Genomic DNA, 24,805 nt, shown 5'->3' on the forward strand with positions numbered 1-24,805 from the left:
AGCGCCCTGCCGAAGTTATCGTTCAGGAACAGATACGGTAGTGTGTTCATTTGTTGTATTGACACTTTAACCGCCCACAAGTTTTTTTATTTCTTCATGTTCAGCTTAACAGCTACCGAATCGCCTACAACAGCGCCATATTTGCGCGATACGGCGCAGGAGTTTTGAAAGTGAATGCCGCCATAAAAGCGGGACAAGGAAGTTTCGTAAGCGGCATCTTTAAAAGATTTATACGAGCGGCTTTTAATGCCAAACTCCATTTCCGAAGTATCGGTGTAAGCCACATTATCGCCTAAAGCGCTGGTTAAGGCTCCGGCCGCCGCTGCCGATATGGTACAATGGCCGCAGGTGTATTCCGGAAAGGGCGGCGTTTGCAGGTGGGGCCGCCAGTCGGCATCTACATACTTATTGATGATGGTTTCGGGCCGGGCAGTTTTGTAAATATACTTGGCCGTCCATGATTCAATAAAGGCATCGAACAAAGCAATGGCCGTTTTAGCGTAAGCGTATACGGTAGTGTTAAAATCGGCCTTTACCTGTTTGGCTCCAATGCCTACAATACTTAGCCAGTGCCCGGGCGGCGAAAACTTTTTGGTAATGAATTGTACATGCCCCAGTACATTCAGCTTTTGGGGGTTATCATCCCAAAAGTCGGCCATATGCGTTTGGTCTTTGTCCAGTTTTTCAACAGCAGTTTTAATCAGCATCACTTGCTGATAATACGGACTGCTTTTATTGGTGATGTCAAATTTTGGTGGAAGCGGTACTGCATACTCCCGCGCATTGTGCATGGCCATAGTTCTGATCTCGCCCCAGTGCGGTTCTATCGCTTCGGAGTAAGCAGGTGGGGTAGGTGTCCAGCGGCCGGCCGAATCATTTAGTGAAAACTTGGAGGCGCTGCGGGTTTTCAGGTAATTGTCGCCCTTGCTCCAGGCCAGTATGGCTTTGGTGATGCGTTGTGCATACTCTTCTGAACCGCTGATCATCTCATCAGGCATTCCATGTGTTACCGCCATGGTGTGCAGGCTGTCGGTATACAGTTTCATGCTGCCCTCGGGGAAAGTTACCGCTTCGCCTACCCGGCAAAAGGCCAGCAGGGCAGCATAGGGATAGTTAATGGATTGACTGCTCAGCGGTTTAGGCAGCGGTTTTAAACCGTTTACCTGCCCGGCCAGTGAGCGGTAATGCTGCGGATCGCCGGCGGCAATAACCTCATACCCGGCTATGGTGGCATAGGCGTAATTGCGTGAGGCTACCACCGGACTGAAGTTGTTGCCCATTACCACACTGTTCAGCTCATGAACAGTGCTGCTGTACAAAGCCGGGCTGTTAAATACCTTTTCGTAATCCGGCTTTTTGCAGGAGGCAAGGCACAAAGCGCACAGTAAAAGAACAAGCGATAACGCTTTTGTATATTTCATTATCAGGCTTAGCGTAAGTAAATAAAAACGCTGCAAATTTATAAAACTTACCTTTTAACCGTATAGGTTTTATGCTCGGGGCCAATGCCGGTTAAGGTAATGGATTTCCAGTTAGGCGGCAGCGCACTTTTAATTTGGGTGATGCCGGCCGGTGTAATGTCCAAACCGCCAAAACCCATCAGCAGGCTTTGTACAATACCCCCGGCACCCGTAGCAAAATAGGGGTTGGTGCCGCCCTTGGTTTCGGCAATTACCCGGAACGGCGGGTTCAGGTTGGGCTCATACGCATCTTTAAACCAGTGGTAAGCTTTATCGCCGTTTCCTAAACGGGCGTATAATAAGGCAAACATCCCTTGCGTCATGGCCGGGGTGCCCTCATTGGGCACACGGGTTTCGTAGTATTCTAAATCTCTTTTAATCTGTACCGGGTCGGTAATGGTTTTTAGCGGATAAGCCAGCAGGTTTACATCGGCCTGCTTGATGCCTTCTCCTTTGTACGAATCAAATTCTTTGGTCACCCCATTGGCAAAATGAGTGATCGGCAGGTTTTTAGCAACCACGTTCCAGTCGGCATTGGCCTTTAGACCCAATAGTTTGGCCGCAGCGGTTGCATTCAGCAGGTTAGCCTGTGCAGCGGCGTTGGTAAAGGCATTGTTATCCACATTTTCGGCCCACTCATCGGCGGCTACCACATCCTTAATGTCATAATGGCCCGGCCCGTTACGCTCTACCCGGCTTGCCCAAAAGTCGGCCGTTGCCGAGAGGATGGGCCAGCCTTTTTCGCGCAGCCAGTCTTTATCCTGTGTTACACAATAATAGCTCCATGCGGCTAAGGCCACATCGGCGGTAATGTGATGCTCAAAGGGGCCACTTAACGCCCATACCGGGGTTTCCTCCACACCGCTGTCGGCGCTCTCCCAAGGAAACATGGCACCCTGGTAACCATGAGAGAATGCATTCTGCTTCGCTACATTCAGGCGCTGGTAACGGTATTCAAGCATGGATTTTGCAATTTCCGGATGCAGCACCAGCATGGCCGGGAACATCCAGATGTCGGTATCCCAGAATACGTGGCCGTTATAGCCCAGGCCGGATAAGCCCATAGGGGAAGGTGAGTAGGCCGTACCTGCACGCGAAAAGGAGTACAGGTGATACAACATGCTGTGTACATCCTGCTGAGCCTGCGCATCGCCCTCAATGCGGATGTCGCTTTTCCATAAATCAGCCCAGGCTTTCTGGTGATACTCCACCAAACGCTGGCGGCCTTCCAGCTTGGCAAACATGGTTAAGCGCTCGGCCTGGTTCAACGGGTCGGCATCATGCGCCGAGGTGATAGACGAGCCGGCAAGTGCATACTGGTACGTTTGCCCTGCCGCCATTGCCTTGCTGAACTTCATGAGGTGCATATTATTGTCCCACATCTCATGAATCACGCGCGGCTCCTGACCATGCGCTTCGTTAAACAGGAATGTATTTGAGGCGCATAACTGCAACTTACCGGTAGGGCTCTTGGCCGTAGAAGTGAGCAAACTGATGGTGACATGCGGACGGTCGATCTCGTTGTAATAATTCTGTACATCCTTCAACGCATCGGGCGCTTCCATTACGCTGGCCGCCGTAATGTTGATGGCCTTTTTAGCGGTGATGGAAATATCCATCAGCACCGTAAACGGCAATTGGCGAAGCGAATAGTAAGTGTACCTGATGCTTGCATCATTGCCATAATCAAACGAGGTGGTAAAGGCGGCATTCTTCATGTCCAGTTCCTGCTTGAAATTACTTACGCTTTTGGCATCTATGCGCTTGCCGTTAATTTCGAGGTAACTGTTGAGCAGGTTGAAGCTGTTTAAAAAGTTGCTCACCCGGCCACGGCCATATAAGTCATAAGCCCCGGCCAGCACCACGTTTTTTACCTTAAACGGTTCGGGTGAGGAAACCACCCCAATCATGCCGTTGGCTACGGTGATGCCATAATAGTTAGCCGGGTCAATCTTGTCTGCCTTAATCATCCAGGCATCCTGCGCCTGTGCCGGTTTAAAGGAAAGCCAGCTTAAACCCAAGCCAATTAATAGTGCCGACCGCTTTTTCATATCATTTCTTTAATTTAAAAAATTTAATGGGTTGATTATTGACGGCTACTGCGTAAATAATGCCGGTTGCCGTACGTATGGGTTTAATGTCCCGCACTTCGCCTCTCAATACAAAGCCGGAGGTAACCGGCGATGCAGCAGCATACTGCCGGTTGTTTTTTGATAAAAGTACCGAGCCCCAGCTGGCATCATAGCGCCCTTCATAAGGCAGCACGCCCCAAAAGTTACCGCCTGCCAGTATGCCGCTTTGCGTGCCGTTAAAAGGTGCAAACGCAAATGCAGGCGCTGCCTGTGCTGCAGCCGGCAGCGGTTTAAACGTAAACCTGCCCTTGCCCTGGTTGTAAAATATGCCCGAAGTAAAGGTAGTTGCCGTTAAAGGCTTATTGTCGGTCAGAGAGTCGCCAAATAGCTGCTGAACAGTTTTGCCTGCAAAGTCGTGGTAGTACAAAAACTTCTTTTTGAGCAGCGGTACCTGCTTCTCAATTTCACCCTTGCCCAAAAAAGTATAGTCCTGCTGTTTGAGGCTGTAAGTAAGGATGGGGTCAACCGTTCCGTTCTTATCCAGGTCGGACAGGTAAAGCTTTACCGGGTTTTTGGCCATAGGTTTCAGCTTGCTGTTCCAGCCGTAATTGCCTGCAATAATATCGGTTTTGCCATCACCGTCGGCATCAGCCAATACAATACGCTGCCACCAGCCGCTCAGTTGATCCATTGCTGCATTGTACTGCGGCTCTAATTTTCCTTTTTGATTGATGAACACCTTTACCGGCATCCACTCTCCGGCCACCACCAGGTCGGGCCATCCGTCCTGATTCAGATCAGCAAAGGCCGCAGAGCGCAATAATCCGGCATATTTTAGCTCATTACCGATGATTACAGGCTTATATGCGCCTTTACCATCATTTATGAGCAGGTAAGAAGCCGGTATCTTGCCAAACTGCCGGGCATCGGGCGCGCCGCCCACAAATATATCCGGATAGCCATCATGATTAACATCAGCTACAGCTACGGCCGCTTTGTTGGTAAGCAGCGCAGGCAGGCTTGCCGAACGTTTAAAGTTGCCTTTGCCATCATTCAGGTAAAGGCGGTCGGCCAGTTCAGGTGAGCCGTCGGGCAGTTCATTACCGCCGCTGGCTACGTAAAGATCGGGGTAGCCATCGCGGTTACTGTCTAAGAAGGTTGCATCCACATCCTCACTCGTGGCATCGGCTGTAAAGGCAGGTTGGGCGGCAGGCTTAAAAGTGCCATTCTTGTTTTGCATAAATATGGCGCCGGCCTGCCCTTTGGCACCACCTATATAAAAGTCCTCCAGGCCGTCGTGGTTTACATCGGCCACCGCCATGCGTGGCCCTTCGGCCGAAAGCATGTGCGGAATAAGGGGCTGCATATTAAAATCAACAAAATTATTTTCCTGATGCTTCCAGTTCGGGCCGGTTTGCGCCGTTACCTCAGTAAATATGGGCTGCGCCTGAGGGAAGAAACGGTTATACGCAAATTTACCGGCAGCGTTCTTCTGCTCAATGGTAAGCCGCTGGTTGGCTTTTACGGTTTTAAGTATCTGGTACGTTTGATTCGGCCATACCACAAGCAAGCTATCCGCCTGCTTTTGTTTGCTCAGCCCAAAGTGCAGCACCGGCGCTACGGATGATTGAAACCCGCGGGTTAGCATCAGCTGCTGGTATTGCAAACCTCCGCCGCTAAATACATAGGCTTTAACGCCTATACCAAAACGGTTGTCCCTTTCGCCCTTAAACTGCAAGCTCAGCGTACTGGTCTTTGCCGAGGTATTCTGGTAAATACAGGCCTCATGGTTGATGTTGTTGGTAATCAGGTCCAGGTGCCCGTCGTTGTTCAAATCGGCATAGGTCGCGCCATTGGAAAGCATAGCATCCCGCATACCCCAGGCATCGCTCTTATCGGTAAATTTCTCCTGCGCTGTTCCCTGGTAAACGTAGGGGTGAATGTTCCCGGCAGGCATCTTATCCAGTACCAGACTGTCAGACTGGTGCCCGGCGCTTAATGACGCTTGTACCGACAGGTCGGAGATGAAACTCACATAATCCATATCCGTTGGTCTGCGCTTTATACCGTTGGCAAAGAACAGGTCCTTAATGCCGTCGTTGTCAAAATCGGCCAGCAGCGGGCTCCAGGTCCAGTCGGTTGCCGCTACGCCATCCATCAGTCCAACTTCGCTGAATGCCTGCCCGTTGCCCAGGTTTTTCTGCAGGCAGTTGCGCGAATACTGGTACTGAAAGCCGCCATTCACTATTTTGAACTGGTACTGGTCGTAACTTTCGTCGCCGCCATAAGTTTTCAGCACGTTTTCCTCCGCAGGCAGCATATCGGCGGTTACCACATCCAGCTGGCCGTCGTTGTTGAAATCGGCCATATCATTACCCATGCTGAAGCGGCTGTAATGGTTAAAGTGCTTTGCCCCACTTTCGGTGAAAGTACCGTCATGATTGTTGATATAGTAATAGTCGTTCTCATGAAAATCATTACCAATGTACAAATCCTCCCAGCCGTCGTTGTTTAAATCTCCGGCGGCCACGCCCAGGCCGTAACCTAAGGCGCTGCTGTAAATACCCGCTTTTGCGGTTACCTCTGCAAAGTGCCCTTTATCATTACGATACAGGCGGCTGCCTGCCAGCAGGTTGGTTTTCTTACGCAAACTGGTATCGCCATAGGTTTCCACCGAGTGGTTGGATTGGTTGAGCAGGTAGCAGTCCAGGTCGCCATCATGGTCATAGTCAAAAAATACCGCCTGTGTAGAATAGCCGGAAAAGTTTAAGCCATACTGCGCGGCGCTTTCGGTAAAGGTGCCGTTATGGTTGTTGATGTAGAGCTGATTTTGCCCGTGCAGATTTAACTTGCCGGCAACGGCGCATACATAAATATCCAGCCAACCATCGTTATTCACATCAGCCATAGTTACCCCGGTGCTCCAGTCGGCCGTACCGGCCACACCGGCTTTTGGCGTAATATCCTCAAACCGGTATTTTCCCTTATTAAGATAAAGCTTGTTACCGCCTTTTTGGTTGGAAGTGAAGAACAGATCGGGCAGGCCATCGTTATTCAAATCGCCGACAGCCACCCCGCCGCCGTTATAGTAATACAGGTAATCCAGTATCCCTGGCTTGTCACCATCGCTGATGCGATTGACGAAGTGGATGTTGGTTTGAGTTGAGGGCAGCAGCTTAAAAAGTGGAGGTTCGGATAAGGATGTTTTACAACTTGCAGCCAGCATTATTATATAACCCAATAAGAATATGGCAAATAAAAAACGCACGTTATAAAATTTTTATAATGATAGCCTAACTGGCAGCCCTGCTTTTGCAGCGTAATAATGGTATTAAACAATAATTGGTTGTAAGCCTTGTCCTGCATGGTTGCAGCAATTACAAAAGTAAAGCATTAACCGGAGCAAAGCTAAAAATCGCCCTCGATGCTCCAATAAACAGGACTGGTAAATTTACTGATAAAAGCACACCATTCTGTGTGCATGAAGCAGTATTTTAATAGATTCGCACACAAAAGAAATCCGATACAGATTGATGAAGAAAATTATAGCGCTGGTAATTGTACTTGCAGGTTTAATTGCATTTTTTCCGTTTGAACAAGAAAGAACAGTTACTATACACACTCCATTTTTAAAAACGTACAACGATTTGCTTCATGCGCACAACTGGGCAAAATGGTCGCCGGTATTATTAAAAAATGGTGTTGCCGATACTGGCAAGCTGGTTTATTCACAGTCGACTAATAAGTTCAGGATCACATCTGATCAGGGAACAATAGATGTAGAGGCAAAGGGTAATGTATTTTACATTACAGACCATAAAGCAGGCAAAATTATGCGGTACAATTACCTGCTTGAACCGGCAAAAAAAGTAAGCCACACCTCGCTAACAGTGAGCCGGAACGGCAGGTTATGGAATTATCTGGCAGATTTTTTTGCTTCAGGGCTTATTACTGCTACCCACGCAGATGCGTTTAAGCATTATATGGAAACCGACAGCTTATATTACGGAGAGCATATCTATAAAACGCGTGTCCCCGAAAAGAACCTGGTGGTAATGAAGCGGTCGGTACTTAAAAGCCAGCAGTTTGGGCAAGCCCAATTGATGCTGAATGAACTCAAGCAGTACGTTAAGCATAGCGGTGCTGTGCAAAAAGCCCCGGTAATTGCACAATTCTGGAATAAAGGTGCCGACTCTGTACAGGTAAACGTTGGCCTGTTTGTTGATAAACGGTTAACAGCCAACAAGGAGATAGCTGTGGTAACCATGCCATACGGCGGTCCATTATATTTTGTGAACTACAACGGGCCTTTTAAAAACAGATTAAAAGTGTATGATGGCGTAGACCAGTATTTTAAAGATCGCATGTATCAGCAGGCTATTCAACCATTTGAAACCTATCTTGATGATAAACTGCCCTCCTCAGAAAACGATACTATCCACATTAAAGTAAATTTTACCAGTTTTATGTAATTACAGGCGGCAGGTTTTATTTGCGTTCCCTGAATAGCTGCAGTGCATCGTTATTGCGGGCCACTATAATAGTTTTACCTTTAGTTGTGTTGATGGCGGCAGTAGCCCTAACTTCCCCTTTAACGCTTAAACCGGTGCTTTTTGCAGGCAGATAAGTAAAGTAATGCTTTTTGTTGCCAAGTAAGGTAATGCCGTAGCTGGCATCATACCGGCCCATCTCGGGCTTTAAACCATAAAAATTGCCGCCGATAAACAAATCTTGTACGCCATCATGATTGATATCTATGGGAAGAATGCTGAATGCCGGAGAAATTTGTGCGTTCAGCGGCAATGGCTGCATGGTAAACTGCTGATGGCCCTTGTTGTAAAATATGCCGGACTGGCTTTGGTTTACGGTAAGTACTTTCGCTTTTTCCAATTCTTCGGGCGTAAAAATTTCGTTAATGCTTTTACCGGCGTAAACATCATAACGCAAAAACTTCTTTTTCAGGTAAGGCATCTGCCGGATCATGTCATCATGTAAGTTGAACGGATAAGCCTTGTTATCAGATTTGTAATATACAGGCACACACTCCACCTGCCCGTTCTGGTCAAAATCTGATACGTATAACTGTGCCGGATATTTACTTGTGGCCTTTACTTTAGAATTTAATCCATTGTTACCGGCTATAAGGTCGGGCTTGCCATCGGCATCCATATCCGCTACGGTCAAGCAGTTCCACCAACCCGAGGAATTAGGCAGCTCGCTGGTTTTAATCAGGCGGCTATTCCTGTAGTTCAACAGGGTAACCGGCATCCAGTCGCCCACTACCGCCAGGGTATATTTGCCGCTGCCATCAATATCGGCCCACTGCGCATCGGTTACCATACCTAATTTCAATAAAACAGGTGCAGCCGTAGGGGTAACATCGGTAAAATTGCCGTGTCCGTCATTTCTTAATAACCGGCTTGCCGGTGCTGTTCCGTATGCGCCGGGCACACTGCGTGCCCCTATAAATAAATCGCCGTTAGCCGGATTGAGGCGTATGCAGGAGGCATTCATGCTGATGGCCGGCCATCCGGTAAATCTTCTGGTATAGCGCCCTTTGCCATCGTTAATGTAAAGGCGCACCAACTGATCAACTGGCGACATGAACTGCATATTGCCGCCCGATGCTACGGCCAGATCCATATCCCCATCATGGTCAGCATCAAAAAATAAGGCGCCAATATCCTCACTGTTCTTGTCCTGATCAAATGCGGGTTGTTTTTTGGCTATAAATTTACCGTCGGGTTGCTGAACAAACAGTTTAGCCGTATCGCCGGTAGCGCCGCCCACAAAAAAGTCGTCAAGTTTGTCACCGTTTACATCGGCAACTGCCAGTTTAGGGCCTTCGGTAGAAAGCATTTTCGGAATCAGCCTTTGCTCATCAAAATCCTTATAATCGTTTTCTTTATGGGTGGTATTGCCTTTGACTGCGCTGTTGGTGATGTTGCTGTAATCCGTTTTTAAGGCGGCATTAACCGGCAGGTATGTTAGATCAGCGTTAGCCTCTGATACTATGGTAAGCTTGTTGACCGGCAGGTTTTTCAGTACCTGCATTTTCATACCGGGCCAAACTATTTTAACGCTGTCAACCGTTTTGCTGGTGCCAATGCCAAAGGTAAGTACAGGTTCAACACTGCTTTGAAAACCCCTTGTGGGCATCTGCTCAATTAACTGCTGTGTAAGTGCGGTATATACTGTTACTTTAGCGCCTACACCTAAGCTGTTCAGGCGGCTGCCTTTAAGTTTGACTTTTATAAAATTGGCATGTGTTCGTTCCGAAGTTGTATTCCGGTAAACGAATGCAGGAACATTCTCATTATTAACTACCAGATCCAAGTCTCCGTCGCCATCCAAATCCCCATAAGCTGCCCCGTTACTAAACCCCGGCCTGTAAAAACCCAAGTTGTTGGTTTCATTTTTAAAGGTGAGGTTCTTTTGGTTCAGAAAGCCGTAGCTGGGCACAGGGGTTTTGGGCATTTTATTTAAAAATTGCTTGGCCTTAAAACCACCGCCCTTAATTTCTTTCATTACCTCATCACTGCTGAAATAGCTCAGAAAATCCTGGTTGGTTAAATCGCGGCTGATGCCGTTGCTTACATAAATGTCCTTCCAGCCATCATTGTTAAAATCAAAGCACAGGGCGCCCCAGCTCCAGTCGGTGGCGTTTACCCCAGCCATATCGGCAATCTCGCTAAAAGTGCCATCGCCGTTGTTCAGCTGCAGGCAGTTGGTGGTAAACTGGTGATGAAAGGTGCTCTTTAACTTGGCGTTATAGATGTCATACTCATCAAACTTGGTGGTGGTTTTCAGCCGGTAATCATTCTCCGGCAGCATATCGGTGGTAAAGATGTCGATATTACCATCGTTGTTGATATCAGCCATGTCAGACCCCATAGAGGAAAGGCTCATGTGGGCAATGGCATCATTACTTATCTCTTTGAAAGCGCCGCGCTGGTTTTTGTAGAAGTAATCATGCTCAAAAAAGTCATTCGAAATGTACAGGTCGTCCCAGCCGGTATTAAAAAAATCAGCCGCCCCTATACCCAAGCCGAAGCCTATTTCGCTGCCATAGATACCTGCCTTCTCGCTGATGTCTGTAAAATGACCGTTATCATTCCGGTAAAAGCGGTCGCCGTTAACTGGGTCGCGCTGGTTACGTAAATTTTGGGCGTAACCAAAGCTGCCGATGGGGCGGTAGCTGTTGTTCAGCATAAAACAATCCAGATCGCCGTCATGATCGTAATCAAAAAATAAGGCCTGAGTAGAAAGCCCCTTATCGGCCAGGCCGTACTGCTGCGCCTGCTCTTTAAAAGTGCCGTTCTTTTGATTAATATACAGTTCATTCTCCCGCTTCGCGTCTTTTAAACCGCCACTGTTGCATACATAAATATCCAGCCAGCCATCACCATTTATATCTGCCATGGTAACACCGGTATGCCACCGGCGCTCACCTTGCAGGTGTGCTTTAACAGTTATATCCTCAAATTTCCAGTTCCCGTGGTTGAGATAAAGCTTATTTGAACCCTGGTTAGACGTAAAGAAAACATCCGGCTTACCATCATTATTAATGTCGCCAATGGCTACGCCGCCGCCGTTGTAAAAGTTCCGGTAACTGAAAACATTGAAATCGCCATCGTCTATTACTTTGTTTTCAAAGGTGATGTGCGTTGAGGTGGCCGGAACAAGCTCGAACAGAGTATGCTCGGGGTATAAAGCCTTATTATGGTTACAGGCGGTGCCCAAACAAACAATCAGAAACAGTAAAGCCTTTGCGAAAGCAGATCTCATTACAAGTACAACAGGGGATAAATTAAAATGGAGCAGCATGATCTGCTGCTCCATTCCGAAACTGATTTTAGGAAAAATTATTTTATTAATAACCTGGGTTTTGGGTCAGATTACGATTTTTCTGAAGTGCAGATTGCGGGATAGGAAACAGTTGCGTATGGCGATCACCATCGGCAGTTTTAAACTGTTTGGCATCACCAAAGTGGCCGTAACGAATTAAATCCTGTCTTCTCCAGCCTTCCCAGGCCAGTTCGCGGCCACGCTCGGCTAAGATAGAGTCGAGTGCGAAAGCTCCCTGTGTAAAGTTGGCTACCTTTGCCCTGGTGCGTACCGGAGCGGTATAATTTAAGGCATTGGCCACATTACCGGCGCGATACTCGCACTCTGCCTTCATCAGCAATACGTCGGCATAACGAAACAGGGCATAATCCGCATCCTGGCTCTGGAAACCTGGCGTAAGCTGCCATTTTTGCTGACGTACACCATCACGTTCAGAAGCAGTGTACAGGTTAGTGATCTGTGGTCTGAAATTCAGCGCCAGTGAGCTGTCGCTGCCACGGGTAGTTAATGGTGTGGTACCATTAGCCGCATATTGCGGACCTGCCTGCCAACCAGCCTTACGAGCATCACTGTTGTTGTATTTGCTGTAATAGTCAGCAGTGGTGGTGAAACCGTTCCATGGGCCACCGGTAGTGCTCCAGTTGTATTTTTCAGCCTGATTGTAGTGGAAACTCATCATCTGAATTTGCAAGCCAGGTGCGTTAATATGATCATAAGGAATTACGAAGATATTCTCAGTAGAGTTGGTATTGCTGCTTGCAAAGTTCGACAGGAAGTCAGACTGCAAGGTATAGCCTGCAGTAGCGATAGAATCGCAATAACGTGAACAGTTGGTGTAACCTGTATTATCAGTTGAACCGGTAATTACATTCTTGTTCAGGTACATTTTAGCTAATAGAAAGTATGCCCCCCACTTGTTTAAGCGGCCATACTGGCTTGCATCTTGAGATGCTGTTTTAGCACTTAACGTTGGACCGTTAGTAGTTAGCTCAGTAATCAGAAAATTATAAACATCTGTAGCTGAACTGTTTTTTATGGTACTGGCATCCTGATCTGTAGAAGTAAGGAGCGGTACATTACCATAGTTAGTTACCAACAGAAAGTAGAAATAAGCACGCAAAACCTTTAACTCAGCTATAGAATAAGCTGTACTTGAAGTTTGCGGTAAGCCTTGCAATAAATTTAAGGTAATGTTAATGGCGCCAATAGTGCCATACGCATTATCCCATGCGCCACTGATGTTACTGTGGCCGGGGCCATAAGTGTGCAGCCATAATTGCTGCCACACGCCACCGTCGGCCCAGTCGCCACCAATACGGCCCGGAACAATAAGCGCATCTGTTGTTTCTTCAGAAGTTAGCAGCATGGCATTATTCGCCGTTAAACCCTGAAGTTTGGTATAAGTACCCAGTACAATAGATTGCAGGTAGGCTGCACTATTGGATGCTGAAGTAGGCGTAACGCTATCTCTGGTTTGGTTCAGTTCCTTTTTACAGGAGCCTAAACCTAAGCCTGCCACAACAGCGGCGGTTAGTAATAAATGCTTTCTTTTCATAATGCTCATATTTTAGTCTTATTTAAGAGTCAGGTTAACACCAAATGAAATCTGGCGTGCACGAGGGAATAAAAACTGTCTTGAATCGATACCAATGTAATTTTGGCTGTAGCCACCACCGGTATTCAACTCCGGATCTAAACCTTTGTATGGAGTGAAGGTATAAATGTTGTTACCAGATACATATACACGCAGCGTACTCAGGTAGTTGTTGTCTTTTATTTTAAAGTTATATCCTAATACAGCGTTTTGTATCTTCAAAAATGAAGTGCTTTGCAGCCAGTAGGTTGAAGGTTGTGATGAGCTGGTAATATTGTATTTAAGCGCATCGGCCAAAATAGCGTAAGTACCTACTTTTTGCAAACTGGTGTAGTTCATGTAAGGCTCATTAAAACCTTTACCACCATAGCTGCCACGCAGAAATACGCTTAAATCAAAACCTGCATAGTTAAAGCTGTTGGTGATACTGTAAGTAAATTTCGCCTGAGTTTTATAAAACTTACGGTCTTGTGTGCTTCCATCATCAGCCAGGTTTAATGCAGAAATATCAGCAGTTGCGGTTCTGCTGCCATCAGCATTATACTTCCAGAACAGTTGCGCACCTTTATCGTCCTGACCGGCATACTCCGGCAACAGTAATGTACCTACAGGGTAGCCAACTTTATAATAACCAATTTGTGAAATGGAGTTACTGATACCAGTACCACCTGTTGTTCCTACATTGGTTTGTACTGTATTAAACTCAGTACCGTTTAAGCTGCCTGATAAATTCAATATTTTGTTACGGTTCAGGCCAAAATTTACACCGGCGTTCCAAGTAAACTTGTTATTGGTAACTACTTTGCCGTTCAGGTAAAATTCTAAACCTCTGTTTTCCAGTGAGCCGATGTTGGCCAAGATGTTGTTTACAAAATAAGTACTGCCGGTTGGTACGGTATAGTTGTACAACAGGTGGTTGGTTTTTTTGTAATAAACATCTATCGAGCCATTTAAACGGCCATTAAATAAGCTGAAATCTGTTGCGATATCAGTGGTACTGCTCACTTCCCAACGCAAATCTGGGTTAGGGTTTTGCACTACGAACGGGCTGCTCAGATAAGCGCCGGTAGTACCGCTGTAATATAATGAACCCGTAGGGCCAAATATGGTTTGCGAAGCATAAGGGCTGATGGCATCCTGATTACCCACCTGGCCGTAACCGCCACGCAGTTTTAATGAGGTAAGCCAGCGCACATCTTTCAGAAAGTCTTCATTGCTTAACGTCCAGGCTACACTACCTGAAGGGAATATCTGCGATTGGTTGTTGATACCCAATTTGTTCGATTGATCATAACGGGCATTACCGGTAATATAGTACTTATCGGCATAGTTATACTCTACGCGGCCATAAATAGAGCGCAACACAAAGCCTTGGTCGTATGAATTAATGTCTTTGGTAGTAATGGAGTTGGCTGCACCAATGCTTTCCAAAGGCAGGTTAATGCCACTGAAATCATGCGCACCTACCCTAAGGCCGTCGTAATAATTCGAAAAGCGCTCTGCACCAGCCAATACATTCAGCCTGCTTTTACCAAAAGTAGTTTTATAAGTAGCATTAATACCGAAAGTAGCGTTAGTGCCGGAATTGTAGCCGCGGTCAACATCGCCGTTACCGGTTAAAGTAGGCGTGTAGCCGTTAAAATCCTGTATACCTCTTACCAGCGGGGTAGGAGGATAATAAATTAAAGTGCTGCTGTTGGTACGGATAGCATTGGCATAAGGGCTAATGGTCAACTCCTTAGTCAATGAATAATCAAAACGCAGGTTACCGGTTAAGCGGTCAGTCATGGCCGTATTGGTCAGGTAACGAAGCTGAGGCAATGGGTTTGCTTCCTGGGTATTGTTAATCAGCTGGTAGTTATATGGATTGTTTGGATCGTTAGTCGGAGTTAAGTTGTATGGACTGATTACCGAAGGAACGCTGGCTGCAAATAAGAATACACTACCATCCTGGGGCTGATTAGCCGGAGAGCTTGAATTTGTATGAGAAGCTGAAGTGTTCAGCGTAATCAGTAACTTGTCATTTAAAGTTCTCTGGTCCAAATTGAAACGGGCGTTGATATCTTTACGGTAAGAAGTAAGCACGTTACCTTGCTGGCCGTAATAAGTTACAGCACCATAGTAATGCCCTTTTTCGTTACCGCCAGATAGGTTTATGCTCTCATTTTGAGAAATGCCTGTTCTGGTAATTAATTTAAACCAGTCGGTATTTGCACCCTGATCGCTGGTGGTGCTTGTTCCGGCAGGCATAGCTTTACCATAGAACTGCTGATAAGCCTGTAAATATTCAGAACGGTCTGCAAAATTTAACAAACGCTGAGGCGACTCTAAAGCAGCATAGCCGCTCGCACTCACCTGCAATTTGCCTGCTTTACCTTGCTTGGTGGTAATGATGATAACACCACCCGCAGCGCGTGAGCCATAAATAGCAGCAGCAGAAGCATCTTTTAATACGTCAAAAGATTCAATGTCGTTTGATGATACTGAACGGATATCGGCACCAATTACACCATCGATTACATATAACGGATCACTGTTGCCAGACAAGGAAACCGTACCCCGGATACGAACTGTAGGGTTAGCGTTAGGGTCGCCGCTGAAGGAGGTAATATCCACACCTGCAGCTTTACCTTGCAATTGCTGTAATGGGTTGGTGGTTACACCCTGAACAAAATCGGCAGAGGATACTTTTTGCACAGCGCCGGTAGCGTCTTTTTTACGCACAGTACCGTAACCTACTACAAGTACATCATTAAGGGTATTGGTTGCAGGGTCCATGGTTACATTTAACACAGAGCCGGTAATCGGCACTACTTTACGGTTATAACTGATGTACGTAAAAGTAAGTGAAGTGGTTCCTTCAGGTACATTCAGCCTGAAATTACCGTTGGCATCTGAAGCTATACCACGTGAAGAGCCTGTAGCTAAGATAGATACACCTGGCAGCGGTGAACCATCTTTGGCATCAGTAACTTTACCTGTAATCACCCTATCCTGCGCCCATACTGAGGCAGTGATAAAGCAGAATACAGCAAAGAAACATACTTTAAGTAGATTTTTTAATTGCATACAATTGGGTTTAAAAAGATAATTGGTTAATTGGTACAGAGCACATATTAATGTGCAAAATCGGGCCGGTCAGGAACTGAAAAAGCGTATTCCCGGCAGGATCGTATTTGCCGGGGTTTTAGAATAGGTACTGGGTTTGTAAAGTTTCTGCATATAGTAATTTATCGTGTTATAATTGGTTTCAACAGGTGGTAATCAGGTAATGCGGATTTACCTGCGGCGCAATATACTTACGGCCGCAGGCAAACGCATCTAATCAACACATTCAAAAATTTTTATATATAACCGGTTTATAAAAGCTCTAAATCGCCGGATGCAGGTGTTGTGTTTACAAAGTAGAATACAACAGCGTAACCCGGTAAATTAGTTGGTTCTACAAAGTAAGGAACTTGGATGTATAAAACCTACACTTGGTATGAAATTATAAGAAAATATAGCTTAATTAAAAAGTAAAAGCCTGGATGCCAGTAATTTATGAATGTAAAAGCGCATAAAAATATAACTGCTTTTAGTGCCCGGAACAGGCGAATTAACTGAATTAATTTTCAGCAGAATGCAATATTTGCCCCGCAGTTAAAGTGTAAAATTTACAGCAAGCTATATGGCTCACTAAGATTTATAAATCTCATCAACTGCCTTAACTTCCATTATGGTTCGGTCGAACTGTTCGCCCGAAACCGTGGCTTTGGCTTTGATACGCATCTTGTACACGTAGATGGTATTTACCGAGTACTCCAGGATGTTGGCTATGGCCTGGTTGTTGTTAATGCCTAAGCGGATGAGCGCAAAAATGCGAAGCTCTGTATTCAGCACCTCACTATCCCTGGGCTTAACGTGGTCTTCCGGCTTTAGCATGGAATTGAACACTGCAATAAAGTTGGGAAATATCTTTAGAAAAACATGGTCGAAAGTATAAAAGAGCTGCTCACGTTCCTTTTTGATATTGATATCATTAATGGCTGCCCAGATATCATCATATTTTTTGATGGTCAGCTTGCGGTCAATCCCCCGCTTTAATTTTTCCAGCTTCAGGATGTACTCAGAAATGGTATTGAAAAAGTAACCGATATATTCTTCCTTAATGCGGGTGTCTTCAATCAGCCGGTTGTTAATCTGCTCCAGCTGCATGTTTTTTTCCTGTATTATTTTTTCTTTGGCTTTTAACCGTTTCAACTGAATAAATACAATAAACGATACCAGCAGAATAATGATGGTTACCGTAGTGATCAGCAACAGATAATTCCGGAAGGTTTTTTTTTCGTTTTCTGTGATGATAAGCCTTTTGGCAGCCACAATGGGTAATACTGCGCCAATTTTGGTTACCCGCAGCCTGGCGCCATAATATTGTGCATTATTCATGGCCTGCTGCACAAAGGTATAGGCATCGGTTACGTTGCCGGTTTTATATAACTCTTCGCCCAGCCTGAATATAGCCAGTGTTTCTTTAGTGGATGAACGGATATCATTAATGGCGGCAATCAGCAAAAGGGTCACTCGCTGTTCGGCCTGGTTAGGGGCATTGTAAAAATTGCTCAGGCTGGTAGCCACAATGGCCCGTTGATGGGCAGTAAGCGGATAATTGTACAACAACTGCTTATAATAAGCAGAAGGCTTTTGCAGCTCGCCGCTTTGCACCTGCCTGCCCCCTAAATTAATTAACCTGTCGTAAGATTTGGGCTGCGAAAATGCAATGGCGGAGTCCAGGTATTTGATGGCATCGTGGTTATCCGCCTTTGAATAGGCGGTACCGTTATTATAAGTAGCCAGATCAGAACATGCGCGTGACCGTATGGCATAATACTGTAACTTCAAGTTTGGTTCGAGGCGGCGGGTATTGATTACATTCAGGCAATCAAAGGTTTCTTTGAACATGCCTGCCGATATCAATATAAACCCAAGCCGGATGCGGCTTTCGTCCTCCTTGGCGGTATCATGCAAAGCCCAGCTTGCGGTCATCAGTTTCTGGGTGTACACATAAGCCGAATCAAACTGATAGGATTTGTATTCTTCATACAAAGCGCCGCATAGCTGGTATTGTGTTTGATAATCGGCAGTAGGCAGCGTTTGCAGCTTGTTTTTGAGTTGTTTTATGCGTAGCTCCTTAGGCTGATCGTATTTTTTAATATTAGTTAATTCTGATTTCAGCACAGTAAGCAGGCTATCCGTGCGTTCAGAAGCCTGCGCTGCACTGCCCGTAGTAATCCATGCCAATAACAGAATCAAAAATCTCATAACCGGTTTGCAAATATGCAGTACGTCAACTGCTTAAAAAAGCCTGAAGTAAAAAGTTTAGCTGGTAAAAAGTAATTATCTTAATTACCTGTAACTAAGCGGCCAATGCTATAAGTTGTCGAAATGATAACGGTTCAGCAAATACAGTAAAGTTCCGTTGGTCCAGCCAAAACCATCCTGCAGGGGGTATTCGCCGCCGCCTGCTTTTACGTCTGTATCAATTACGTTGTATTTTTCTACCAGTTTACCGGTACCGTTAAATATCCGGATGTTGTTATTTACCCAGTTCTCGGCTATTTGCCTGGCTAATGTGGTCTGCTTATAGTTATTTAGTCCGTCAATGGCCATGTATTGCAAAGGTGCCCAGGCATTGGGGCTATCCCATTGCTGCCCCGAACGGTTAAAGGTGGTTACCAATCCGCCGGATTTTAAAAACTTGGTTTTCAAGCCTTCCGCTACTTTAGCAGCTTGTTGCGGGGTAGCAATATGAAACTCTAATGGGAACACGCCCGCCAGCGTTTGTTGCGGCGTGGTATGTTTTTGCTGCCAGTTATAATCCATAAACCAGCCTGCTGCATTGCTCCAGCAGTATTTTAAAATTGCCGCTTTGCGGAGCCGCGCCTTACCGGTATAGGTGTTGTAAGCCGCTTTGTTACCTTGCAACTGGTAAGAACGGGCAATGGTGAGCTCCAGGTTGTAAAGCAGGCAATTTAAGTCTACCGGTATAATCCGGGTAGTTTGTATATTTTCCAGCTTGCCGGTAGCATCAAACCAACGGGTGCTGAAATCCCAGCCAGACTCGGCTGCTGCGCGGATATTTCTATAAAAATCGCCGGGTTGCTGTTTAGTGAGTTTGGCTGCCGTAACATCCTGCAGGTAAGATTCCTCGCGCGGCTGGTCAGCATCATCATAATAGCGGTTCAGCAGCTCGCCTCCGGGCATGCGTACCACCCGGCCGTAAGCCTGGCCTTTGGCCAGGCTTACGGCGCCGTTCATCCAAAAGCTATATTCCTTTAAAAGTTGCGGCTGGTAGGTGATCAATACCTTGTCACCTGCCTCTTGTGCCAGTAACTGCACCATCTTTGAAAAAAATGGCGGCTGCGAGCGGGTAAGGTAATAAGTGCGTGTGCCGTTAGGAATAAAGCCATAAGTGTCAATCATGTAAGCAAAGTTGCTGATCATGTCCTGCATAATCTTGTCTTTATGGCTTTCGCGCAGGCCCAGCATGGTAAAATAAGAGTCCCAGTAATAAGTTTCACGGAAGCGGCCGCCAGGAATCACAAAATCATTAGGTAAGGGCAATAGCGACGAATACTGAGAAACAGTATCATGCCGGCGGTACAGCACCTGCCACAAGGTATCAATATGCTTGCGGATGCCTGATGATATATCGCTTTGAAACTGGTGTGCATCAGTACCCGGCATTATAAAGTTAGCGGTTACAAACTGCTTCAGGTTAAAATCGGGCTGAAGTTTCTGTTTATTGTAATCCTGAAGGATAAGTGCCGGGTTACGTTTGGGCGTACAGTCCACAAAGGTTTTATTGTCTGGGAAGATACCGGATAGCTGTACCGTTTCAAAAAGCCCGGGAAACAACTGGCGCGGACTCGGATGCTGTGCATAAACGCAGTTAAAGCTGATGAGTATAAGTAAAGCGAACGATAATTTTTTCATGCCGGGAGGATTGGTTAGCAGCATTGAAGATACTTAAATACTTTGTAAGTGTAAAAGTTTATCTGATACGGATGCAAGGCAGATTTAATAAGGCATATTTTGGCACATGGGCGTAAGCCTGCTGGTTAACGAATTACCTATTGGTGCCGCCAAGCGGGTAAATGTCGTAAACGGGGGTAGGCATTGTCGTAATCAAACCTTTTGGTTTATTTATAATTTCAGGTACTTTACAAGGAATTGAAAAGACACTGATTGTTAAAGTTAATACTAAAGTTATGCAAAAAATTACCCCTTACTTATGGTTCAACGGTAATGCCGAAGAAGCTATGGATTTTTATGTTTCCGTATTTAAAGATGCTGAAATCATCAGCCGGTCTTATTACAAAGCAGGAGGCCCTATGCCCGAAGGTGCGCTGCTGATAGGTGTATTCAAATTAAACGGGCAGCAATTTATGGTACTTAATGGCGGTGCGCAGTTTAAATTCAGCGAGGCCGTTTCTTTTTTAATAAATTGTGAAACGCAGGAAGAGGTAGACCATTACTGGGAAAACCTTACTGCCGAAGGCGGTGCACCCGGCAGGTGCGGTTGGCTTAAGGATAGGTTTGGCCTTTCCTGGCAGGTAGTACCCACCGCATTAGGGCGGTTGATGCAGGGCGATGATGCACAGGGCGTTGCCCGTACCTTTCAGGCCATGATGCAGATGGGCAAGATGGACATTGCCAAACTAGAAGCGGCTTATCACCAAAAGGAGTGATGAATTTGTTTAATGAATTAATAGCTGAACAAACACTTGATATGTTTAATTGTACATCAGATACATCAATTAAAACTCAAGAAAATGGATATTACCTTAGCGCAGGCTGAAACCATATTTGCAGCCGCAAAGCAGAAAGCACAAGAGATAGGCGTTCCCATGAATATTGCCATTGTGGATGCCGGTGCCAACTTAAAGGCGTTTCACCGTATGGATAACGCCTGGTTAGGTTCTGTCGATATTGCGATTAAAAAAGCCAAAACCGCCCGTTTCTTTGATATGGAAACAGGTGCCATCGGTAAATTATCGCAACCGGGCGAACCTTTGTACATGATAGAGGTAACCAACGGCGGCCTGGTAAGCTTTCCCGGCGGTATTCCTATCAAAACTGCCAGCGGCGAAATCATTGGCGCCATAGGCGTATCCGGCGGCTTGGTTGATCAGGATCATGCAGTGGCTGCGGCAGGTATAGCCTCGTTTACAGCATAGCACGCCGCAACATATTTATACATAAAATATAGCAAAGGCTGCCTACAGGGTAGCCTTTGCTATTATAGTACGCTCAACGGTAAACGCCCCCGATTAATTAACGGGGGTGTTTACCGTATAGTACATTTGTATGAAACAGCCGGGCAGGCGCTGTATTGAGCAGGCAGATGCCATGTGCCTGTAAGGTAGCTTAACCAAAAGCCGGATGTTATGTTAAATGCTTTGGCATTTAAGTAATGCTATAGGTATTACAGGTAAAATAGTTAATTTGCAGCCAACCAATTTAAAAGCAAAAAATGAAAATATGTTATGCAGCCCTGTTGGCAGCAGCTTTGCAAAGTATGATAACGCCTGCCCGGGCGCAAAGCAGTAAAGGAGCGCAGCCTTTTATCGCCGCCGGCAAAACAGTTACCGTTTACACCACAGCAAAAAATTCAACCTATCGCCTCTCTAAAACCGGGGAGTTGCATTTTACAGATAAGCCGCAGCCGGTAGAAACCGAAGTATTTGTGTATGTAGATCCCTCAAAAAAGTTTCAGCAATTGCTGGGCATCGGCGGGGCGCTTACTGATGCTTCGGCTGAAACATTTTATAAGCTGCCAAAAGCTAAACAGCAGGAGTTTATGAATGCTTATTACAACAAGCAAACCGGTATTGGTTATACCCTGGCCCGTACGCATATGCAAAGCTGCGATTTTTCAAGTGCCAGCTACAGTTATGTGGCCGGTAATGATAAGGAACTAAAAACCTTTGATGTAAGCCATGACGAGAAATACCGCATCCCTTTCATCAAAGAAGCGATAAAAACGGCTGGCGGTAAACTCACTACCTTTGCCACCCCCTGGAGCCCGCCGGCCTGGATGAAAACCAATAACGACGTGCTGCATGGCGGTAAACTTAAAAAGGAGTATAGCCAGTACTGGGCTAACTTCTATATTAAGTTTATCAATACCTATGAAAAAAAAGAGGGTATACCCATCTGGGGGCTATCTACCCAGAACGAGCCGATGGCTACCCAAACCTGGGAGTCGTGCCTGTATACGGCGCAGGATGAACTTGATTTTATCAAGGGTTATTTAGGCCCAACGCTGCAAAAGGCGGGCATGAGCAGCAAGAAGCTGATTATCTGGGATCATAACCGCGATTTGATGTACCAGCGGGTCAGCACCATACTGGAAGATCCCGCTGCTGCTAAATACGTGTGGGGCATAGGTTACCACTGGTACGAAACCTGGACCGGCGCAGGCCCTAACTTTGCCAATGAGCGCCTTACCCACGAGGCATTCCCTAACTTTAACCTGATGTTTACAGAGGGGTGCGTGGAGCGTTATGACCGTTCGAAGCTGATGGACTGGGCATTGGGCGAACGCTACGGCCAATCCATGGTGAATGATTTTAATGCAGGCACCGTAGGCTGGTGCGACTGGAACGTACTGCTGGACGAAAAAGGCGGCCCTAACCACGTAGGTAACTTTTGCTTTGCCCCGGTACATGCCGATACCAAAACCGGTGAATTGATTTATACCAATTCTTATTATTACATCGGCCATTTCTCAAAATTTGTAAAGCCGGGCGCGCGCCGCATTGCCAGCGCCGCCAGCCGTGATCAATTGCAAAGCACGGCCTTTGTAAACCCCGATGGGAGCATTGCCGTAATTATATTAAACTTAGGTGATCAGGAAATTAAATACAGCGTAGATGTGCAAGGCAAGGCTGCCGAAACCACCAGTATGCCGCACTCGATTGCTACATTGCTAATCAAGTAATGTTAACATAAATTAAATAAAAAAAGCGCCTGCTGATACAGGTGCTTTTTTTATTGTTATAATTTAGGCCGGTAATTTTACTTTCCTGCGTATGGCCTTTATCCTTTCTAAACTTCTTTTATTTTTTCTGCATCCTTTTCTGTGGGTATTGGTAATGATTATTACTGGCTTTTTTGTTAAAAGGTTAAAGTTGCGCAGGCGCGTTTTTATCATTGCGGCCATTACAGGAGTACTGTTTTCCAATCCTTTTCTGCTGGGGCGGGTAGCCAGGTGGTGGGATTATCCGCGCCCTCAGCTTAACCCCGCGCAAAAATACAGCTGTGCTATCGTACTGGGTGGCTTTGTATCAGAAGATGCGCAGGGCAAAGGCTTTTTTAATGGTGCTTCTGATCGTTTTATTCAGGGATTGCGGCTTTACGCTACCAGGCAGGCAGGCCGCATACTCATTACCGGCGGCAATGCCAGCCTGATGCCCGATGGTTTTACCGAAGGCGGCTGGATAAAAGGTGAGCTTAAGGCATTGCAAATACCCGATAGTGCAGTTTTGATTGAAAAGCAGGCCCGCAACACTGCTGAGAATGCACATTACAGTAAAGTGCTGCTCCGGCAGGCGCAGTTAAAGCCGCCTTATTTATTAGTAACCTCCGCATTTCACATGCGCCGGGCGCTGGCGGCATTCAAGGCAGAAAAATTACCGGTAACACCTTATGCCTGTAACTTTGGCGGCGGTGCCGATGATATTTCACTTGATGATTTTATTCCATCAGCCGGCACTATGGACGGCTGGACTACTTATTTCAAAGAAATTATAGGGCTGATCGTTTTTAACACCAGAAACCACAAATAACACATTTACGTAAATGATGTAACTTTGTGGTTACTTTGCAAGTATAAAGGTATTTAAATTGAAGAATCAATAATTATAATTTCCTATTATTGATAACTTAAAGAGTTTTTAAATATTTCTGTTTAGCTTATTTACTTTAAGTAGCGCTTTTCTTTCTATATATGAGACCTGTATTTATACCTGCTTATATAAAGCAGTATCTCAATCCCATCACTGGGGATAGTGCTCAACTGGAAGAGATACGCACTGCCTATCAAGGTATTACCGGCCCCGAGCCTGAAATCTCTATTGTAATGCCGGCCTATAATGAGCAGGCTACCATTGTACAAACTCTGTCTTCGCTCTGCCATAATATAACCAGCCGTAAGGTGGAAATTATTGTAGTAAATAATAATTCGGTTGATAAAACGGCCGAACTGGTGCAGGCCTGCGGCGTAACCTGCCATCTGGAAACGGTGCAGGGCATTACCCCGGCGCGCAACTCCGGCCTTGCCGTAGCGCGTGGCAAGTACATACTTAACGCCGATGCCGATACCATTTATCCTAAAGACTGGATTGAACTGATGGTAGCGCCTTTGGCCAAAGATGATAAGGCGGCAATTAGTTATGGCCGGTTCGCTTTTATCCCGGTAGGCACAACCGGCAGGGTTACTTATTTCTTTTATGAATATCTTTCTGATCTGAGCCGTACTTATAACAAATACTTTAAAAACGAGGCGGTAAACGTATATGGTTTTAATTCGGGTTTCCGGCGTGAGCAGGGATTAACGGTAAACGGTTTCAACCACCCGCCGGGCACCAATGAGGATGGTTACCTGGCCCTTAAATTACGGCAAAAAGGCTACGGTCGCTTATTTAGGGTGAGTGATCCCGGAGCCATTGTATGGACCACCGACCGGCGCATTCAGATTGATGGCGGCCTGTGGAAAGGAACTGTAAAAAGATTGAAACGGTTGTTTAATTTGTAAGCTTATTAAGATAGTTGTTATATATTAGATA

At 46.0% G+C, this 24,805-nt stretch carries 14 protein-coding genes; 6 read left to right on the forward strand and 8 right to left on the reverse strand.

Annotated elements, in window-relative coordinates; all coding sequences use genetic code 11:
- Window positions 1-86: 86 nt before the first annotated feature.
- The 3 genes from ACY652_RS12045 to ACY652_RS12055 are packed head-to-tail and all read right to left on the reverse strand — an operon-like array spanning window position 87 to window position 6,800.
- Entirely contained in the window at window positions 87-1,421 is a 1,335-nt protein-coding gene (locus ACY652_RS12045; protein WP_462264623.1) for a vanadium-dependent haloperoxidase, read from the reverse strand.
- A 47-nt stretch (window positions 1,422-1,468) separates the two neighbouring features.
- Complete coding sequence (locus ACY652_RS12050; RefSeq protein WP_462264624.1) at window positions 1,469-3,511, reverse strand: glycoside hydrolase family 65 protein; 2,043 nt, start codon at window positions 3,509-3,511, stop codon at window positions 1,469-1,471.
- Between the two features lies 1 nt (window position 3,512).
- A complete protein-coding gene (locus tag ACY652_RS12055; RefSeq protein WP_462264625.1) occupies window positions 3,513-6,800 on the reverse strand; it encodes a VCBS repeat-containing protein in 3,288 nt (1,095 codons plus the stop codon).
- Window positions 6,801-7,065: 265 nt separating this feature from the next.
- Here ACY652_RS12055 and ACY652_RS12060 point away from each other — a divergent pair, with 265 nt between their 5' ends.
- Window positions 7,066-8,004, forward strand: coding sequence for a hypothetical protein (locus ACY652_RS12060; protein ID WP_462264626.1), 939 nt, complete (start codon window positions 7,066-7,068; stop codon window positions 8,002-8,004).
- Between the two features lie 16 nt (window positions 8,005-8,020).
- Here ACY652_RS12060 and ACY652_RS12065 read toward each other — a convergent pair whose 3' ends face one another.
- The 5 genes from ACY652_RS12065 to treA form a co-directional block, all read right to left on the reverse strand.
- On the reverse strand, window positions 8,021-11,320 hold the full coding sequence (locus ACY652_RS12065; protein ID WP_462264627.1) for a VCBS repeat-containing protein: 3,300 nt from the start codon (window positions 11,318-11,320) through the stop codon (window positions 8,021-8,023).
- 85 nt (window positions 11,321-11,405) lie between these two features.
- Complete coding sequence (locus ACY652_RS12070) at window positions 11,406-12,935, reverse strand: RagB/SusD family nutrient uptake outer membrane protein (RefSeq protein ID WP_462264628.1); 1,530 nt, start codon at window positions 12,933-12,935, stop codon at window positions 11,406-11,408.
- An 18-nt stretch (window positions 12,936-12,953) separates the two neighbouring features.
- A complete protein-coding gene (locus ACY652_RS12075; protein ID WP_462264629.1) occupies window positions 12,954-16,043 on the reverse strand; it encodes a SusC/RagA family TonB-linked outer membrane protein in 3,090 nt (1,029 codons plus the stop codon).
- A 609-nt stretch (window positions 16,044-16,652) separates the two neighbouring features.
- Window positions 16,653-18,275: a DUF6377 domain-containing protein gene (locus ACY652_RS12080; RefSeq protein ID WP_462264630.1), complete on the reverse strand. Its 1,623-nt coding sequence runs from the start codon at window positions 18,273-18,275 to the stop codon at window positions 16,653-16,655.
- A gap of 108 nt (window positions 18,276-18,383) precedes the next feature.
- Window positions 18,384-19,949, reverse strand: coding sequence for an alpha,alpha-trehalase TreA (gene treA / locus ACY652_RS12085; protein ID WP_462264631.1), 1,566 nt, complete (start codon window positions 19,947-19,949; stop codon window positions 18,384-18,386).
- Window positions 19,950-20,224: 275 nt separating this feature from the next.
- Between treA and ACY652_RS12090 the strand changes: the two genes are divergently transcribed.
- The 5 genes from ACY652_RS12090 to ACY652_RS12110 all read left to right on the forward strand — a co-directional run bounded on the left by ACY652_RS12090 (window position 20,225) and on the right by ACY652_RS12110 (window position 24,774).
- Window positions 20,225-20,704, forward strand: coding sequence for a VOC family protein (locus ACY652_RS12090; protein WP_462264632.1), 480 nt, complete (start codon window positions 20,225-20,227; stop codon window positions 20,702-20,704).
- A gap of 84 nt (window positions 20,705-20,788) precedes the next feature.
- Window positions 20,789-21,193: a GlcG/HbpS family heme-binding protein gene (locus tag ACY652_RS12095; protein ID WP_462264633.1), complete on the forward strand. Its 405-nt coding sequence runs from the start codon at window positions 20,789-20,791 to the stop codon at window positions 21,191-21,193.
- A 341-nt stretch (window positions 21,194-21,534) separates the two neighbouring features.
- The gene (locus tag ACY652_RS12100; RefSeq protein WP_462264634.1) at window positions 21,535-22,959 is read left to right on the forward strand and encodes a glycoside hydrolase family 30 protein; all 1,425 of its coding nucleotides are present in this window, start codon (window positions 21,535-21,537) and stop codon (window positions 22,957-22,959) included.
- A gap of 190 nt (window positions 22,960-23,149) precedes the next feature.
- Window positions 23,150-23,806: a YdcF family protein gene (locus tag ACY652_RS12105; protein ID WP_462264635.1), complete on the forward strand. Its 657-nt coding sequence runs from the start codon at window positions 23,150-23,152 to the stop codon at window positions 23,804-23,806.
- Window positions 23,807-23,967: 161 nt separating this feature from the next.
- Window positions 23,968-24,774: a glycosyltransferase family 2 protein gene (locus ACY652_RS12110; protein ID WP_462264636.1), complete on the forward strand. Its 807-nt coding sequence runs from the start codon at window positions 23,968-23,970 to the stop codon at window positions 24,772-24,774.
- The last annotated feature ends 31 nt before the right edge of the window (window positions 24,775-24,805 follow it).

Origin of the sequence: Mucilaginibacter sp. (assembly GCF_965200995.1) — a bacterium.
Lineage (GTDB): Bacteria > Bacteroidota > Bacteroidia > Sphingobacteriales > Sphingobacteriaceae > Mucilaginibacter.